At 60.0% G+C, this 17,407-nt stretch carries 15 protein-coding genes; 7 read left to right on the plus strand and 8 right to left on the minus strand.

Annotation, left to right across the window (positions count from 1 at the left end; all coding sequences use genetic code 11):
- Positions 1-5: 5 nt before the first annotated feature.
- On the plus strand, positions 6-842 hold the full coding sequence (locus L8H52_RS02055; RefSeq protein ID WP_242204965.1) for an isocitrate lyase/phosphoenolpyruvate mutase family protein: 837 nt from the start codon (positions 6-8) through the stop codon (positions 840-842).
- 2 nt (positions 843-844) lie between these two features.
- Positions 845-1,537, plus strand: a complete 693-nt coding sequence (locus L8H52_RS02060) for an extensin family protein (protein WP_242204963.1) — start codon at positions 845-847, stop codon at positions 1,535-1,537.
- A gap of 3 nt (positions 1,538-1,540) precedes the next feature.
- Here L8H52_RS02060 and L8H52_RS02065 read toward each other — a convergent pair whose 3' ends face one another.
- Positions 1,541-2,161 (minus strand): energy transducer TonB, encoded by a 621-nt coding sequence (locus L8H52_RS02065; protein WP_242204961.1) that lies wholly within the window; start codon positions 2,159-2,161, stop codon positions 1,541-1,543.
- Positions 2,162-2,256: 95 nt separating this feature from the next.
- Here L8H52_RS02065 and L8H52_RS02070 point away from each other — a divergent pair, with 95 nt between their 5' ends.
- Positions 2,257-3,036, plus strand: coding sequence for a class I SAM-dependent methyltransferase (locus L8H52_RS02070; protein ID WP_242205522.1), 780 nt, complete (start codon positions 2,257-2,259; stop codon positions 3,034-3,036).
- A 106-nt stretch (positions 3,037-3,142) separates the two neighbouring features.
- Here L8H52_RS02070 and L8H52_RS02075 read toward each other — a convergent pair whose 3' ends face one another.
- Positions 3,143-3,778 carry a TetR/AcrR family transcriptional regulator gene (locus tag L8H52_RS02075; protein WP_242204959.1) on the minus strand — a complete coding sequence of 212 codons (636 nt, stop codon included), beginning with the start codon at positions 3,776-3,778 and terminating at the stop codon, positions 3,143-3,145.
- 94 nt (positions 3,779-3,872) lie between these two features.
- Between L8H52_RS02075 and L8H52_RS02080 the strand changes: the two genes are divergently transcribed.
- The 3 genes from L8H52_RS02080 to L8H52_RS02090 all read left to right on the plus strand — a co-directional run bounded on the left by L8H52_RS02080 (position 3,873) and on the right by L8H52_RS02090 (position 10,439).
- Positions 3,873-4,973, plus strand: a complete 1,101-nt coding sequence (locus L8H52_RS02080; protein ID WP_123594900.1) for an efflux RND transporter periplasmic adaptor subunit — start codon at positions 3,873-3,875, stop codon at positions 4,971-4,973.
- A 6-nt stretch (positions 4,974-4,979) separates the two neighbouring features.
- Complete coding sequence (locus L8H52_RS02085) at positions 4,980-8,048, plus strand: efflux RND transporter permease subunit (protein WP_242204957.1); 3,069 nt, start codon at positions 4,980-4,982, stop codon at positions 8,046-8,048.
- Positions 8,049-9,056: 1,008 nt separating this feature from the next.
- Positions 9,057-10,439, plus strand: a complete 1,383-nt coding sequence (locus L8H52_RS02090) for a Fic family protein (protein WP_242204955.1) — start codon at positions 9,057-9,059, stop codon at positions 10,437-10,439.
- Between the two features lie 4 nt (positions 10,440-10,443).
- On the opposite strand, the gene L8H52_RS02095 is transcribed toward L8H52_RS02090, so the two are convergent.
- The 3 genes from L8H52_RS02095 to plsB all read right to left on the minus strand — a co-directional run bounded on the left by L8H52_RS02095 (position 10,444) and on the right by plsB (position 14,206).
- On the minus strand, positions 10,444-11,133 hold the full coding sequence (locus tag L8H52_RS02095) for a DUF4197 domain-containing protein (protein ID WP_110720119.1): 690 nt from the start codon (positions 11,131-11,133) through the stop codon (positions 10,444-10,446).
- A 40-nt stretch (positions 11,134-11,173) separates the two neighbouring features.
- Positions 11,174-11,572 carry a YbaY family lipoprotein gene (locus L8H52_RS02100; RefSeq protein WP_016985112.1) on the minus strand — a complete coding sequence of 133 codons (399 nt, stop codon included), beginning with the start codon at positions 11,570-11,572 and terminating at the stop codon, positions 11,174-11,176.
- A 132-nt stretch (positions 11,573-11,704) separates the two neighbouring features.
- Complete coding sequence (gene plsB, locus L8H52_RS02105; RefSeq protein WP_242204953.1) at positions 11,705-14,206, minus strand: glycerol-3-phosphate 1-O-acyltransferase PlsB; 2,502 nt, start codon at positions 14,204-14,206, stop codon at positions 11,705-11,707.
- Positions 14,207-14,443: 237 nt separating this feature from the next.
- On the opposite strand from plsB, the gene L8H52_RS02110 reads away from it, so the two are divergent.
- Positions 14,444-14,653, plus strand: a complete 210-nt coding sequence (locus L8H52_RS02110; RefSeq protein WP_007908870.1) for a cold-shock protein — start codon at positions 14,444-14,446, stop codon at positions 14,651-14,653.
- Between the two features lie 127 nt (positions 14,654-14,780).
- Here the strand turns inward: L8H52_RS02110 and L8H52_RS02115 are convergent, their stop codons facing one another.
- The 3 genes from L8H52_RS02115 to dapE all read right to left on the minus strand — a co-directional run bounded on the left by L8H52_RS02115 (position 14,781) and on the right by dapE (position 17,194).
- Complete coding sequence (locus tag L8H52_RS02115; protein WP_007908869.1) at positions 14,781-15,158, minus strand: hypothetical protein; 378 nt, start codon at positions 15,156-15,158, stop codon at positions 14,781-14,783.
- Between the two features lie 75 nt (positions 15,159-15,233).
- Positions 15,234-16,043, minus strand: coding sequence for a putative RNA methyltransferase (locus tag L8H52_RS02120; RefSeq protein ID WP_242204951.1), 810 nt, complete (start codon positions 16,041-16,043; stop codon positions 15,234-15,236).
- Positions 16,043-17,194 carry a succinyl-diaminopimelate desuccinylase gene (dapE, locus tag L8H52_RS02125; protein ID WP_242204949.1) on the minus strand — a complete coding sequence of 384 codons (1,152 nt, stop codon included), beginning with the start codon at positions 17,192-17,194 and terminating at the stop codon, positions 16,043-16,045. The genes L8H52_RS02120 and dapE overlap by 1 nt, the downstream gene beginning before the upstream one ends.
- Positions 17,195-17,407: the final 213 nt, after the last annotated feature.

Consider the following 17,407-nt stretch of genomic DNA (forward strand, 5'->3'; position numbering starts at 1 on the left):
TGCCGATGGACGCCTCAGCCCTTCAAGAACAAACCCGTAAGGCCCACGCCTTCAAAGCCCTGCATGAAAGTTCGGGGATTTTCGTCATTCCCAATCCGTGGGACGCCGGCTCGGCAAAAATGCTTGCGAGTCTCGGCTATCAGGCCTTGGCGACCACCAGCGCCGGCTATGCGTTTTCCCAGGGCAAGGCTGACGGTGCCTTGAGTCTTGATGAGACCCTGGCCAATGTCCGCGCGATTGTTGCTGCGACGGATCTGCCGGTGGCGGTGGATCTGGAAAACGGTTTTTCCGATGACCCGGTCGAGTCTGCGCAAAGCCTGTTGCGTGCCGCCGAAGCGGGCGCGGTCGGCGGTTCAATCGAAGACGCGACGGGCCGCCCGGATGCACCGATCTATTGTTTCGAACACGCCGTGGCGCGCATCGAAGCGGCGGTCGCTGCCGTGCGCACGCTGCCATTTCCCTTCATCCTCACCGCGCGGGCGGAAAACTATTTGCACGGCAACCCCGATATCAACGACACCATTCGCCGGTTAAAGGCTTTCGCCGATGCAGGTGCGGACGTGCTGTATGCGCCGGGTTTGCGCAGCGCCGAAGAAGTGCTGGCGGTGGTACGCGCGGTGGCGCCGAAACCGGTCAATGTGCTGATGTCCGGTGGTTTGAAACTGACTGTGCAGGAACTCCAGGAAATGGGCGTGCGCCGCATCAGCACCGGTTCGGCACTGGCCTTGGCGGCGTTCGGCGAGTTTTTCCGCGCCGCTGAAGAGATCCAGCAATCCGGCACCTTCGGCTTTACTTCGCAGTCGATGCCGTACGCCAAGGCCAATCAGTTCTTCAAAGGCTGAGCATGGGGCGATGGATTGCGCTAACGGTGCTGCTGATCACCGGCGGCGGCTTGATCAGTGTCTGGCGCGGTTGGCTTGAAGTCCCGCCGCAGTGGAATCCGTGGGCACCGCTGGACGTGCAAGCCGCGCCTAATTGGCTGACCGGCTACAAGCTGATGCGTTTGCGCAGTGATCCTGAGCTCTGCGCCCAGGCGTTAAGCAGCTCCGATCTGCGTGTCACGCGGCAGTCCGACAGCCCTGACGCCAAGTGCCCACTGATCGGCGCGTTGCGCGTACAGGGCGGCGAGGTGGCACTGAGCAGCAGTTTCCTCGCCAGTTGTCCGTTGGCGGTGGCCTACGCGATGTTCGAACACCATTCGCTGCAACCCGCCGCTCAGTCTGTGTACGGCCAGAAGGTCGCACGCCTCGATCACCTCGGCAGCTTCGCTTGTCGCAATGTCTACAACCGCGAGAGCGGTGCGCTCAGCCGTCATGCCAGTGCGGATGCGCTGGACATCGCCGGGTTTCGGCTGGCCGACGGCCGCAGCATCAGCGTACTCAAGGACTGGCCCAAGGAAAATCGGGACGCACATTTTCTCCGTCAGGTGCGCGACGGCGCCTGCGAGGCGTTCAGTGTGGTGTTGAGTCCGGATTACAACGCCGCCCATCGCAATCACTTTCATGTCGATGTCGGGCGCTGGAGCGTGTGTCGCTGAGGGTTAAGCGGCGAGGCGCAGGTTCTGCAGAACGATCGGACGTGCCCAGCCGTTATCGAAGTCCAGCGCTTTCTGTTGCTCGACGATTTCTTCCGGCGGGAACGGCGGGTAAGGCTTTTGCAGCAGGTCCAGATCGAATTCGGCAATCGGCAGGTACAGCGGCTTCTTCTGCGGTGCCGGGCCAGGCTCTGGAACGGGTTGACCATTGTTGATCACCACCGGACGCACCCAGCTGCTGTCGAAATCCTGTTGCTCTTGCTGAGCTTTCAGTTCTTCAGGCGGGAACGGTGGGAATGGCTTGTCGAGCAAGTCCATTTCGAATTCGGCGATTGGCAGGAACAATGGCTCCGGCGGACGCACTTCGGTTTCGACTACATCGCACTCGCGCTGACTGACGATGTGCGCGTGCAACTCGCTGCCGATGGTCGGCTCTTCCGGGCTGCTCAGGTCAACCGGCGGAAACGTGCCGCAGGGAGGCACCACTTCACTCGTCTGCTCAGCCAGCGCCTGGGCAAAGAAATCCTGCCACAGGTGACTGACGCCGCTCAGTGCTTGAGTGTTGTGACGGCTAAAGTCGCCATGGGGCGAGATGTAGCCAATCGATGTGGGAAGAATGCCTGACATTTTTTTCGGTTGACGCTCAGCTCTGGCAAAATGCGCGTTGAATGAGTTATCGGCGGTTTTTGTCGGTCCTTGAATTTTTGAGCGTGTTTTCCATGATTGAGCAACCTGCGGCCTGCCGCATCCATGTTCAGGCCCTCGGCCCGACGTTTGAAGCGCAAGCCGAGCAGTGGGCCGAGCGTCTGGGCCTGCCGCTTGAAGTGGCCGACGGCGAGTTTGCCTTGCAGGTCGGCGAGCAGGGTTTGCAACTGCAGCAGCTCGGCGCGGACGCACCGGGGCCGGTACGCGTCGACTTCGTTGAAGGTGGCGCGGCGCATCGGCGCTTGTACGGTGGCGGCAGCGGGCAGATGATCGCCAAGGCTGTCGGCATTGCTCAAGGCGTGCGCCCGCGCGTGCTGGATGCCACGGCGGGGCTGGGCAAGGATGCGTTTGTGCTGGCCAGTCTCGGTTGCGAGATGAGCCTGATCGAGCGCCAGCCGCTGATCGGCGCCTTGCTGGAGGACGGTCTGGCGCGGGCTGCGGAAGATTTCGATGTGGCGCCGATTGTGGCGCGGATGAAATTGCTCAAGGGCAACTCCATTGAGGTCATGCAGAACTGGGAGGGTGAGGCGCCGCAGGTGATTTATCTCGACCCGATGTTTCCGCATCGCGAGAAGACTGCGCTGGTGAAGAAGGAGATGCGTCTGTTCCGGCCGCTGGTGGGCGATGATCCGGATGCGCCGGCGCTGCTCGAAGCCGCGTTGGCGCTGGCGACGCACCGGGTGGTGGTCAAGCGGCCGCGCAAGGCGCCGTGCATTGCGGGGCAGAAGCCGAGTCATGCGCTGGATGGCAAATCGAGTCGCTATGACATCTACCCGAAGAAAGCGCTCAAGCCTTAAAACCGAGTCGCCCCCATTCGCGAGCAAGCTCGCTCCCACATTTGAAATGCATTCCAATGTGGGAGCGAGCTTGCTCGCGAAGGCGTCCGCTCAGACACCTTAAAAGTCAGGGCCTATAAGCACGCATAAACAACGCTACAACTTCCTGCACATGGCTTTCCGAAGCCTCTTCGCTCAACGGCTCCCCACAGCCATACAACAGCCGAAAATTCCCCGCACCCTTGATCAGGCAAAAGAAATGCTCGGCCGCATTACGCGGCAGGTCGATGCTTAACGCACCCGTCGCATGGATGCGCGTCAACAACCGCTCCATGCCCTGCACCATGCGCTGCGGGCCGGCCTCGAAGAAGATCAGCGACAGCTTCGGATCCTGACTGCCAAGCGCCATGATCAAACGGTGCAGATTCACCGATTCATCGCTGTTGATCAGGTGATGAAAGCCTCGCGCAATGTTCAGCAACACATTTTCCACGGCGATGCCTTCGGGCAATTCGAAGAACAGCGGCGGTAATTGTTCTTCGCATTTGGCCACCACGGCAGCGGAGAACAGCGTCTCCTTGTCGTTGAAGTGGCTGTAGACCGTCAGCTTCGACACGCCGGCCTCGCTGGCGACCGCGTCCATGCTGGTGTTGGCATAGCCATGACTCAGAAACAGAATTTTCGCCGCGTCGAGGATTGCCTGGCGCTTGGCTAGATCCTTGGGGCGGCCCGGGCCGTTTGGAGCTGAAAGATTGTTCGACATTCTTCGCTTTTAATACTGGACTGGTGAGTTTGCTATTAATAACATACCCGCCAGTATAATTATTCCAAGCACCATTAGCGAAAGGTCCGTCACCATGTTCCGCCATGCGTTGTCCCTCGCGTTGCCAGTGAGTCTGGCGTTCCTTTTGTCAGCATGCGGTCAGGAAGAGGCGACGCAAGTCACCGTGCGACCGGCCATGGTGGTGCAGCCAGAGCCTTCGGCACAGGCAATGGAAAGTTACCCGGGCGAGGTGCGCGCTCGCTACGAACCCGATCTGGCGTTCCGTATTGGCGGCAAAGTCAGCCGACGACTGGTCGATGAAGGCCAACGCGTGAAGGCCGATCAACCACTCGCTGAACTCGATCCACAGGACGTGCGCCTGCAACTGGAAGCCACCCGCGCCCAGGTTGCCGCCGCCGAAGCCAATCTCAATCTGGTCCGCGCCGAGCGTGACCGCTACAAAACCCTGATGGATCGGCAGATGGTCAGCCGCTCGGCCTACGACAACGCCGAAAACCTTTACCGTTCCGGTGAAGCCCGCCTTAAACAAATCAAAGCCGAATTCAACGTATCGACCAATCAGGCCAGTTACGCGGTGCTGCGTGCGCCGCAGGATGGCGTGGTGGCCAAACGTTCGGTCGAGGTGGGGCAAGTAGTCGCCGCCGGGCAAACCGTGTTTACCCTTGCCACCGATGGCGAGCGCGAAGTGCTGATCAGCCTGCCGGAACAGAGCTTCGGCCGCTTCAAGGTCGGTCAGCCAGTGACAGTCGAACTGTGGACGCAGCAGAACCAGCGCTTCGCCGGGCAGATCCGCGAACTGTCGCCCGCCGCCGATCCACGCTCACGCACCTTTGCTGCGCGTATTTCCTTCACCGGCGGCAAAGTCCCGGCCGAACTGGGTCAGAGCGCCCGTGTGTTCGTGCAGTCGGCCGACAGCGTTTCCCTGTCGGTGCCGCTCTCGGCACTCACCGCCGAAAACGGTGCGACCTACGTCTGGGTCGTCAACGGCAACAACACCTTGAAGAAAACCCCGGTGCGCATCGGCCCGTTCGGCGAGAAAAGCGTTCCGGTGCTTGAGGGCTTGAACGCCAGCGACTGGGTGGTGGCTGCCGGCGTGCATGTGTTGCTCGAAGGGCAGCAGGTGCGTCCGGTGGATCGCTCCAACCGTGTGGTCAATCTGGCGGACAAGGAGTAAGCCCCGATGCGCTTCAACCTTTCCGAATGGGCGCTGCGTAATCGCCAGATCGTACTGTTCCTGATGCTTTTGCTGGCCATCGTCGGCGCCTTGTCCTACACCAAACTCGGCCAGAGTGAAGACCCGCCGTTTACCTTCAAGGCCATGGTGATTCAGACCCGCTGGCCGGGGGCGACCGCGCAGGAAGTCTCGCGGCAGGTCACCGAACGCATTGAAAAGAAACTGATGGAAACCGGTGAGTACGAACGCATCGTGTCGTTCTCGCGCCCCGGTGAATCGCAAGTGACGTTCATCGCCCGTGACTCGATGCACTCCAAGGAAATTCCCGACCTCTGGTATCAGGTGCGCAAGAAGGTCAGTGATATTCGCCAGACCTTGCCGCCGGATATTCAGGGGCCGTTTTTCAACGATGAATTCGGCACCACGTTCGGCAATATCTATGCGCTGACCGGTGACGGTTTCGATTATGCGGTGCTCAAGGATTACGCCGATCGCATCCAGATCCAGCTGCAACGGGTCAAGGATGTCGGCAAGGTCGACTTGCTCGGTTTGCAGGACGAGAAAATCTGGGTCGAACTGTCCAACGTCAAACTGGCGACCCTCGGCTTGCCATTGGCGGCGGTGCAACAAGCGCTGCAAGAACAGAACGCGGTGTCGACCGCCGGATTCTTTGAAACCGGTAGCGAGCGCTTGCAGCTACGGGTCTCGGGGAATTTTCAGACGGTCGATGAGATAAAGAATTTCCCGATCCGCGTCGGTGATCGTACGTTCCGGATCTCCGATGTCGCCGATGTGCGTCGCGGTTTCAACGACCCACCGGCGCCGCGCATGCGCTTCATGGGCGAAGACGCGATCGGTCTGGCCGTGGCGATGAAGGACGGCGGCGACATTCTGGTGCTCGGCAAGGCGCTGGAAGGCGAGTTCTCGCGCATCCAGAAAAACCTCCCGGCCGGCATGCAATTACGCAAGGTTTCCGACCAACCGGCAGCGGTGAAAACCGGGGTCGGCGAGTTTGTTCAGGTACTGGTGGAAGCGCTGGCGATCGTCTTGCTGGTGAGCTTCTTCTCCCTCGGCGTGCGCACCGGCATGGTCGTGGCGCTGACCATTCCGCTGGTGCTGGCGATGACCTTCGCCTGCATGTATTACCTGGGCATCGGCCTGCACAAGATCTCCCTCGGGGCACTGGTGCTGGCGCTGGGTTTGCTGGTGGACGACGCGATCATCGCCGTGGAAATGATGGCGATCAAAATGGAGCAGGGCTTCGACCGCATCCGTGCGGCGAGTTATGCCTGGACCAGCACCGCGTTCCCGATGCTCACCGGTACGTTGATCACCGCAGCGGGCTTTCTGCCGATTGCCACGGCGCAGTCCGGCACTGGCGAGTACACCCGTTCGATCTTCCAGGTGGTGACCATCGCGTTGCTCGCGTCCTGGGTGGCGGCGGTGATGTTCGTGCCGTATCTGGGGGAAAAACTCCTGCCGGATCTGGCGAAAATTCATGCGGCCAAACATGGTACTGGCGATGGTCAGCCGGATCCTTACGGCACGCCGTTTTATCAGCGGGTCCGGCGTCTGGTGGAGTGGTGCGTGATGCATCGCAAGACCGTGATTGTGCTGACGGTCGGGCTGTTTATCGCCTCGGTGATGTTGTTCCGCTTCGTGCCACAGCAGTTTTTCCCGGCTTCCAATCGACTGGAGTTGATGGTCGATCTGAAGCTGGCGGAAGGCGCGTCGCTGGCCAATACCACCGGTGAGGTGAAACGGCTGGAGGCGATGCTCAAGGATCACGCCGGCATCGATAATTACGTGGCGTATGTCGGCACCGGTTCGCCGCGTTTTTATCTGCCGCTGGATCAGCAATTGCCGGCGGCCAGCTTCGCGCAGTTTGTGGTGTTGGCGAAAACCATCGAGGAGCGGGAAGCGCTGCGCACCTGGTTGATTGAAACGCTTAACGAGCAGTTCCCAGCCTTGCGTTCGCGGGTTACGCGTCTGGAAAACGGTCCGCCGGTCGGCTATCCGGTGCAGTTCCGCGTCACTGGTGAACACATTGAAGAAGTCCGTGCGTTGGCGCGCAAGGTGGCGGCCAAGGTTCGTGAGAATCCGCATGTGGTCAATGTGCATCTGGATTGGGAAGAGCCGAGCAAGGTGGTCTATCTGAACATCGACCAGGATCGCGCTCGGGCGTTGGGTGTGAGCACGGCCAATCTGGCGAAATTCCTGCAGAGTTCGTTGACCGGGTCGAGTGTCAGTCAGTATCGCGAAGACAATGAGTTGATCGAGATTCTGCTGCGCGGCACGGTGCATGAGCGTACTGAATTGTCGTTGTTGCCGAGCCTGGCAGTGCCGACGGACAACGGCCGCAGTGTGGCGCTGTCGCAGATTGCCACGCTGGAATACGGCTTCGAGGAGGGGATTATCTGGCACCGCAATCGCCTGCCGAACGTGACCGTGCGCGCCGATATTTATGGCAAGGAGCAGCCGGCGACGCTGGTGAAGCAGATCATGCCGACGCTGGATTCGATTCGTGCAGAGTTGCCCGATGGTTATCTGTTGGATGTCGGCGGCACGGTGGAGGATTCCGAGCGAGGGCAGAAGTCGGTGAATGCCGGGGTGCCGATGTTCATTGTCGTGGTGCTGACGTTGCTGATGGTGCAGTTGCGCAGTTTTTCGCGCACGGCGATGGTGTTTTTGACGGCGCCGCTGGGGTTGATCGGGGTGACGTTGTTCTTGATGGTGTTTCGTCAGCCGTTCGGGTTTGTGGCGATGTTGGGGACCATCGCGTTGTCCGGGATGATCATGCGTAATTCGGTGATTCTGGTGGATCAGATCGAGCAGGATATTGCTTCGGGGCTTAGGCCTTGGCAGGCGATTATCGAGGCTACGGTTCGACGCTTCAGGCCGATTGTGTTGACGGCTTTGGCGGCGGTTTTGGCGATGATTCCGTTGTCACGGAGTGTGTTTTTTGGGCCGATGGCGGTGGCGATCATGGGGGGGTTGATTGTTGCGACGGCGTTGACGCTTTTGTTTTTGCCGGCGTTGTATGCGGCTTGGTTCAGGGTTCGTCGGGAGGGTTGATGTGCGTTTGACGTGGCGGCCTTCGGGCCGACCATGCTCTGGTTGTTTTTTGTGAATATCCGTTTTTTTGGGGGCTGCGGCTGGCGGTTTCGCCCTTACGGCGAGTCACCTTTTCCAAACGCCGAAAAGGTAACCGAAAAGGCTTTGCCCTGACGTTCGGCCCGTTCGCTGGGGCTCGGGGTTCCTTCGCTCCGGGATCGATCCGGGGGCATCGCCTACGGTTTGCTTCGCTGCACCTCCTCTCGATGTGTTCGACTTCGTCGAACGGTCGCTGCGCTCCCACCCCCGGATCAATCCCTCCACTCAGCCTGCCGACGGGCCTTCAGATCAAAAGCTGCACTCGAGCTAACGCTCATTGTGTTGAGTGGTGAGGAGCAGAAGCGATCTGCTCTGGCTCTTCTGTGGGAGCGAGCCTGCTCGCGAAGGCGACCCGACAGCCGACCTGTTTTTTGCAAATGTACTCAATCCAACTGTGGGAGCGAGCCTGCTCGCGAAGGCGGCCTGACAGCCGACCTGTTTTCCGCAGGTGTACTCAATCCAACTGTAGGAGTGAGCCTGCTCGCGAAGGCGACCTGACAGCCGACCTGTTTTCCGCTGGTGTACTCAATTCAACTGTGGGAGCGAACCTGCTCGCGAAGGCGACCTGACAGCCGACCTGTTTTCCGCAGATGTACTCAATTCAACTGTGGGAGCGAGCTTGCTCGCGAAGGCGGCCCGACAGCCGACCTGTTTTCCGCAGGTGTACTCAATCCAACTGTGGGAGCGAGCCTGCTCGCGAAGGCGACCTGACAGCCGACCTGTTTTTTGCAGGTGTACTCAATTCAACTGTGGGAGCGAGCCTGCTCGCGAAGGCGGCCTGACAGCCGACCAGTCTCTAGCTGACGACCCATAGCCCGCTCTGCCTCCGCCACTTCCTACATCTTTTTCAGAAACCTCCGATATTGAGCCTGGGTGCCGCGAGTGCTGTACTCAAGCCTCTGCTTTTCCAGAGTCCTTGAGTCCGCCTTGATGAAAAAGCCTCCACCCTTGAAGGGCCGATCTGACCCGGTGTTTGACTTATTGGTGCGCCCGCCCCACAAGCATCGTTTGGCGGATTATCTTGCTTTGCTCAAGCCGCTCGATGACCAAGGTCGTTATCTGCCATTTGAAGCGTTGCGTTATCGCTGGGCGCCGGGGCTGGACGCCAAACTTTGTTGGGCCTTGGTCAAGAAGGCGCGGGCGGCCCAGTACATCAACCTTCTGCCGCTGGGTGAGCCGGTGCAGTGGGGCAAACTCCTGCTGACGCCGCTGGCACAGAAAACCATTTCCATCGTCGATCGGCAGGCCAGTACCGCGGCGCTGGAATACATGACCAGCCAGATTGGCGAGCGGGCGCATTTCAGTTATCTGCTCAATGACTTGATCGAAGACGAGGCCATCGCCAGTAGCCAGCTGGAGGGCGCTGCGACTACCACGCGCGTGGCCAAGGACATGCTCAAGCAGCAGCGTTTGCCTCGTACTCCGGATGAACGCATGGTGATGGGTAATTACCGAATGATGAATTTTGCCTGGGAGAGGCGTTACGACCCCATGAGTGTGGAGTTGATTGCGGCGATTCATCGGGTGGGTGTCGAGGGTATCGATGACGAGCAGTATTCCCCCGGAGTGTTCAGGGCCAATGACGAAGTGGTCGTTCAGGACGGGGCGGGCAACACCGTGCACCGGCCACCGCCTGCTGCAGGATTGGTTTCGCGGTTGGAGCGACTGTCGCACTGGATCAACCTGCCCGAAGGCTCACCGCAAGAGACGAGCTACCTGCATCCACTGATCAAGGCAATCACGCTGCACTTTGCTTTGGGCTACGAACATCCCTTTCGCGACGGCAACGGGCGGGTCGCCAGGGCGTTGTTTTACTGGTTCATGTTCAAGAACGAGTTTGCGGCGTTTCGCTACATTGCGATCAGTTTGTTACTGCGTAATGCACCGGTGAAATATGGACGCTCATACCTGCACACAGAGGCGGATGAGCTGGATCTGACTTATTTCATCGAGTTCCAGTGTTCGGTGATCCAGCGAGCGGTGCTCGGGTTTACCGATGTTTACCGCAAGAGCATGGTCTACACCGAATCGTTCGAGCGCTGGCTGGCGAATTCTGGCTACTTCGATCAGATGACGGAAAAACAGCGCGCGGTGTATCAGGCTGCAAAAAGCGGGGAGGCGAAAGAGTTCACAGCGAGCAATGTGGCTGAGAATTTTGCTTGCTCGTATAGCGAGGCGATGTCGGCACTAGACGGATTAGACGAGTTGCGGGTTTTTGAACGAAGGAAGATGGGGCGGGAGTGGGTATTCTTTTTACGTAATCCTGTAGGTGGATGGAAGCATGGAGCGAATTCCTTCGCCCCCATGTTGTGACCGCTTAAAGCGTGCCGAACACCTTCTTCGCCAGACTGGTCGCCGCAGCGGCCGGGTTCTGGCGGATGGTTTCTTCCTGTTTGCCGATCATTTCGAACAAGCCATTCAGCGCTTGTTCGGTGACGTAGTTTTCAACATTGGCGCTCTTCGCATCAACAACGCCAAACGCAGCAGCCTGACCAGCAAACGAGTTGTACTTCTGCGCTACGCCAACCTTGTCGGTCGCTTGCTTGACGATCGGCAGGAACTTGGCGCGGATCTGTTCGCGGCTGGATTTGTCGAGGTATTGCGTGGCCGAATCCTTGCCGCCGCTGAGGATGCCTTTGGCGTCTTCCACGCTCATTTTCTTCACGGCGTCGACGAGGATTGGCTGGGCCTGGGTCACGGCGGATTCGGCGGCCTTGTTCATGGCGGTTTCCAGTTCTTCAACCTGAGCGCCCATGCCGAAGGCTTTCATTTTGCTCGCGGCTTTGCCGAGTTTGCCCGGCAGCTCGATCTTCACGTCGGGGTTGTTGCTGAAACCGCCGGGGGTGCCGAGTTGTTTGACGGCGATTTGCGCGCCTTGGGTCAGGGCATCCTTGAGGCCGCCGGTGGCGTCTTTTTGCGACAGGTCACTCAGCGACAGGGCCAGCGCGCTGGCGGAGATCATCAGGCCCGCGCACAGGCCGGCGAAGCGAAGGGTAGGGCGGAACATGGCGGCTTCCTTGTTGCGGAAAAGGGTTGCGGAAAATGAATTAACGAACGGCGTCGACGCGGATTTTCAGCGGCTGCGGGTCGTTGCCGTCGAGTTGCACGGCGTGGTTTTCGGTGGTGATGAACATCAGTTCGCCGTTGACTTCAATGCGCGCGCTGACCGAGTAACGATGGCCGGGTTTGACCTGCGCCGGATCGTAGCTCAAGTGGAAGGGCAGCGGCACCTGGCCTTTGACCGGGCCTTTTTGCTCGTCCAGTACGACGGCAGGCGCATCGGCCAGCGAGACGTCTTGCAGGCTGACGCTGAGGGTCGCGCTCGGTGGCAGGGCGATGCGCTGCAGGTAGAACACTTCACCGTCGAGGCCGACCTTGCCGGCAGGTGTGGTCGACTGGCAGGCGCTGAGCAGAGTAGCGGCGGCGAGTAGGGTGAGTTTTTTCATCGGAAGTTCTCCTTTTCAATGTGGGAGCGACGGTGCGACGATTCGACCTGCTCGCGAAGGCGTTGTTTCAGTCGCTGAGAGGTCGACTGGCACTCCGTCTTCGCGAGCAAGCTCACTCCCACCTGGTTTGCATCAGGTCTCGGGTGGTGCGACGACCTGATCGGCAGCATCCTCAATGCGATGCAGCGCGACCTGACGTATCGACAGGCGAATCTCCGCCGGCAACACGCGTTTGGCCGCACCTTCGGCGAGCTCGCCGAGCAGTTCGTGATAACTCAGTTTGCCGGCCTCGTCGCGGCGCAGCACGTCGAGGTCGAGCATCGTCTGGATGAAGTGACGGAACAGGCTCTTGTCGAAGAACTCCGGGGCATTCAAGCCATGGAGGATCGACAGACGCTGGGCCATGACCGTGCAGAGGTCTTCCAGCTCTTCGGCGCTGACGGTGTTCTGGCCGCTGTTGAGCAGTAAGGACACGGTCATGTAGAAACGCTGCAGGGTCTGCGCGATGCTCTTCGACAGCAGCGTCAGCAGCACGAAATGCCGCGAACTTGGCGCCGGGCGCAGGTACACATCCTTCTCGAAACGCAGCAGGCCTTGCTCGACGAACGCTTCGAGCCACTGATCAACCACACCGTCCAGTTCGTCCAGCGTCCAGCGAATGAACAGCTCTGACTGCAAGTACGGATACAGCGCGCGGGTGTAGCGCAGGATCTGTTCGCGGCTCATGCGCGAAGCGCTCTGGAAGAAGCTCGCCAGCAGCGCTGGCAGGGCAAAGATGTGCAGCACGTTGTTGCGGTAGTAGGTCATCAGGACGGCATTTTGCTCATCCAGATAGAGAATCTTGCCCAGCGCATCGTTCTGCTCGGCGAGCAGATCCATGTCCTTCACATGCTCGATCAGCGCGCGGCCGTCGCCTTCTGGCAGCGTTGTGTGCGGCGAGTACGGAACCTTGCGCAGCAGTGCCAGATACAGATCGAGCACCCGTGCCATGGCGCGATCATCCAGCGCCAGACGCGTGGTCGACAGCAGTGCCAGCGCCACCAGGTTGACCGGGTTGATCGCGGCGGCTTCGTTCAAGTGCTGCGCGACTTTCTCGCCGAGGCGGTTGGTGGTTTCGTTAAGCCACGCCGGTTTGTACTGCGGGCCGAGGTCCTGCTGGCGCCAGTCCGGTTGTTCGGCGTCGAGGAATTCCGCCAGTTTGATCGGCTCACCGAAGTTGACGGCGACCTGACCGAAACGCTGCTTGAGCGCACCGATGACTTTGAAGATGTCGAAGATCGATTCTTTCTTCTTGCTCGCGCCGCGCAGCTCGCCAAGGTAGGTGCGACCTTCCAGTACGCGCTCGTAACCGATGTACACCGGCACAAACACGATCGGCATGCGCGACGAACGCAGGAAACTGCGCATCGTAATCGCGAGCATGCCGGTTTTCGGTTGCAGCATACGCCCGGTGCGCGAGCGGCCGCCCTCGACAAAGTACTCGACCGGGAAACCTTTGGTGAACAGGGTGTGCAGGTATTCGTTGAACACCGAGGTGTACAGCGGATTGCCCTTGAACGTGCGACGCATGAAGAACGCACCGCCGCGACGCAGCAGGCTGCCGATCACCGGCATGTTCAGGTTGATCCCGGCGGCAATGTGCGGCGGGGTCAGGCCGTTGCGGAACAGCAGATACGAGAGCAGCAGGTAGTCGATGTGGCTGCGGTGGCACGGCACGTAGATCACTTCGTGACCCTGAGCGACTTTCTGCACGCCTTCGATGTGGTTGACCTTGATGCCGTCGTAGATCTTGTTCCAGAACCAGCTCAGCACCACTTCGAGGAAGCGGATCGCCGTGTAGGTGTAGTCCGAGGCGATCTCGTTACCATAGCGCAGGGCCTGAGCCTTGGCTTTTTCCGCGGAGATGTTTTCGCGCTCGGCTTCGTCGAGGATCGCTTGCTTGACCAGCGGCTGGTTGAGCAGGCCTTTGACCAGATTACGCCGGTGGGAAATGTCCGGGCCGATCACCGCCGCTTTCAGATTGCGGAAGTGCACGCGCAGGATGCGCTGGGCCATGCGCACGGTGCGCTCGTGGCCCTTGTTGTGCTCGATCAATTCGCGCAGATGAATCGGCGCGGAGAACTGCACGCGGGTTTTACGCCCGAGAACAATGATGCTCAGCAGGCGACGCAGGCGCCCGGTAACCGCCCAACTGTCGGCGAACAGCAGTTTCCACGGACTGTTTTCGCTGTCGGGCGACTGGCCCCAAAACACGCTGACCGGAATGATTTGCGCATCTTCGGCAGCGTTCTGCGTGAGCGCACTGACCAAGCGGGTCAAGGTCGGCGGTGCACCGCGTTTGTCCTGACGACCGAGCCAGTCCGGATCCGGCGTCAGATAGAAAAACGCCGCCGGCTCGATCAACGAACCCACCGACACCGGCAGCACCGGACGCGGCAGGCCGGCCTTGGTGCATTCGGTGTCAAGCACCGCCAGGTCGGTCAGCGATGGGTTTTGCAGGACGTAGAACACCGGACGACTGCGGTCGAGGTTAAGGGTGAACGACGACTGGTTGATCGTCTCCGAGCGAACCCAGAGGTACAACAGTCGGCGCAAGGTGCCAAACACAAGACGGCGGAACGGGGAACGGGTCATACGGCTTCTGCGTGAGTGAATAAACCGAGCGGCTGCTCGGGAGGGCGATAGTGTGCCGTATTAGCTGAAAATCGGCAAAAAAGCGGCGAAGTAATCTCCTGTTGAGAGTTATCGCGCCTGTCATATACTCGGCGGTCTGTCGCCGGGGCCCTTTTATGGACGTCGGACGCAGGCTGACGTTCCTCAAAGGCTTTCCTGCGAAAAGCCTGTTCAATAATAAAAAAGGAGTATGAACAGATGGCAACACGTGAAACCGGCAACGTGAAGTGGTTCAACGACGCCAAAGGCTACGGCTTTATCCAGCGCGAAGACGGGGTGGACGTGTTCGTACATTACCGCGCGATTCGTGGCGAAGGGCACCGGTCGCTGACCGAAGGCCAGCAGGTTGAATACGCGGTGATTACTGGCGAGAAGGGTTTGCAGGCTGAGGATGTGGTAGGCCTGTAAGTCCCTGAAAACCATTGTGGGAGCGAGCCTGCTCGCGAATGCATAGTGTCAGTCGATGTGAATGGTGACTGATCCACCGCATTCGCGAGCAGGCTCGCTCCCACATTTGTATCCGCGTTGCCTGTTGTTACGCGGTTTTCCAGGTGATTTCTTCTTCACCATCGGCGCTGATGCGCATCCAGCGATCCGCCGTCTCTTCACCTTCTTCCTCGACCCACGTCCCCGGTGCGCAGCGCACTTCGACGTTCAGCGCAGCAAATGCGGCGCGGGCGCAGGCGATGTCGTCGTCCCACGGGGTCTGGTCGCTTTCCAGGTACAGGCTGTTCCATTTGCCCACGGCTTTCGGCAGCCAGGTCACCGGCACGTTGCCGGCCTTGCATTTGTAGGTCTGGCCTTTCTGTACCCAGTCACTGCATGGGCCCAACGCGGCGCCCAGCCAGGCTGAAATGGCCTTGTGGTCGACGTCGGCGTCTTTCAGGTAAATCTCGATGTCCGGTTGGCGCATGGATGTCCTCACTGCGGGTCTGAAAAATCCATTCGCGGATTTAGCCGGCCCCGGGCACTCGCCCGAGACCAAAAGTTATTGAAGAACGAAATAATCGTAGCGCATCGACACGGTGGTCTCGAACGGCTCGGCCTGTTCGATCACCGCCGCACGACGCTCGGCACTGGCGCGCCAGCCGTGGGGCGTCATCGCCAAAAGGTTGGCGCGATCCTCGGGCTTGTCCAGCGTCAGCTTGAATTCCAGAGTTTCACTGTGCGCCAGCGCCATGCCTTCCGGTACCAGGGCCAGATGCTTGTCGTCGGTGTATTCGCGAACTTCGTCGTACAGGCGTTCGCGCAGTTCCATCAGATGGCCGCTGGTCGGGCCGACTTTCATCAAACCGCCGCCGACACTGAGCAGACGCTTGGCTTCTTCCCAGTCCAGAGGACTGAAAACACTGGCGAGAAACTGGCAACTGCCCGACGCCAACGGCACACGGGCCATGCTGGCGATCAACCAGCTAATCGCCGGATTACGTTTGCAGGCGCGTTTGACCGCCTCGCGGGAGATGTCCAGCGCATAGCCATCCGCGTTCGGCAAAGCCTCGGCGATCTGCGCAGTGTAATAACCCTCGCCACAGCCGATGTCGACCCAGCGATCCGGCGCATAACTCGCCGCCAGCTCGGCCAGGCGCTTGGCCACCGGCGCGTAATGGCCGGCGTTCAAGAAGTCACGGCGCGCTTCGACCATGGCCTGGTTATCGCCAGGGTCGCGGCTGTTTTTGTGCTGCACGGGCAACAGGTTCAGATAACCCTGCCGCGCACGATCGAAGCGATGGCCTGCCGGGCAGACCACACCGTTGTCCACTGTGTTCAGCGGTTCACCGCAAATGGGGCAAGCCAGCATCAGGCGAGCAACTTGATCAGGGTCTGATAGTAGATCTCGGTCAATACGTCGAGATCGGCTGCCAGTACACGTTCGTTTACCTGGTGGATGGTCGCGTTGACCGGCCCCAGTTCAACCACTTGCGTGCCCATGGTCGCGATGAAGCGGCCATCGGAAGTCCCACCGCTGGTCGACGCCTTGGTCTCGCGACCGGTGATGGTCTTGATGCTTGCCGACACCGCGTCGAGCAGAGCGCCCGGTTCGGTAAGGAATGGCAGACCGGAGAGCGCCCAGTCGATATGCCAGTCCAGATCGTGCTTGTCGAGAATATCGGCCACGCGTTTCTGCAGGCCTTCGACGGTCGATTCGGTGGAGAAACGGAAGTTGAACACCGCCACCAGATCGCCCGGAATCACGTTGGTCGCGCCGGTGCCGGAGTTGACGTTGGAAATCTGGAAACTGGTCGGCGGGAAGAAATCGTTGCCGTGGTCCCAGTGCTCGGCGGCCAGTTCGGCCAGCGCCGGCGCGGCGAGATGGATCGGATTCTTCGCCAGGTGTGGATAGGCGACGTGACCCTGAATACCTTTGACGGTGAGCTTGGCGCCCAGCGAGCCGCGACGGCCGTTTTTCACGACGTCGCCGACCAATGTGGTGCTCGACGGCTCGCCGACAATGCACCAGTCCAGACGCTCGTTACGCGCGGCCAAACGTTCGACCACAGCCTTGGTGCCGTGGTGGGCCGGGCCTTCTTCGTCGCTGGTGATCAGGAACGCGACCTTGCCTTTGTGGTTCGGGTAATCGGCGACGAAGCGCTCGGCAGCGACGGTCATCGACGCCAGACTGCCTTTCATGTCCGCTGCGCCACGTCCGCAAAGCATGCCGTGCTCATCGATCACGGCGTTGAACGGGTCGATCTGCCACGCGGTCACCGGACCGGTCGGCACCACGTCGGTGTGGCCGGCGAAGCACAGCACCGGGCCGTCGTTGTTGCCGTGGGTCGCCCAGAAGTTATCCACATCTTCGATGCGCATCGGCTCGAGGCTGAAACCGGCATCGCCCAGGCGCTGCATCATCTGCTTCTGGCAATCGGCGTCGACCGGCGTCACGGACGGACGGCGGATCAGGTCGATGGCGAGTTGGAGGGTCGGCGAAAGGTCGGCGTGGGCCGTCATGGAAAACTCCGGGATCATGAATTTGAGCGAGGGCCAATGTGGGAGCGAGCCTGCTCGCGAATGCGGCGTATCAGGCAACATAAGGGTTGAATGTTACAAAGCCTTCGCGAGCAAGCTCGCTCCCACAGGGATTGGGTTCGGTCGGTTACACCGCGTATCACGCCAAGCCCCGCAAAATGGCGGATATCTTAAAGCAAAACGGCGACCATTGGC

The sequence above is a fragment of the Pseudomonas sp. CROZ-RG-20F-R04-15 genome (assembly GCF_022662375.1).
Classification (GTDB): domain Bacteria; phylum Pseudomonadota; class Gammaproteobacteria; order Pseudomonadales; family Pseudomonadaceae; genus Aquipseudomonas.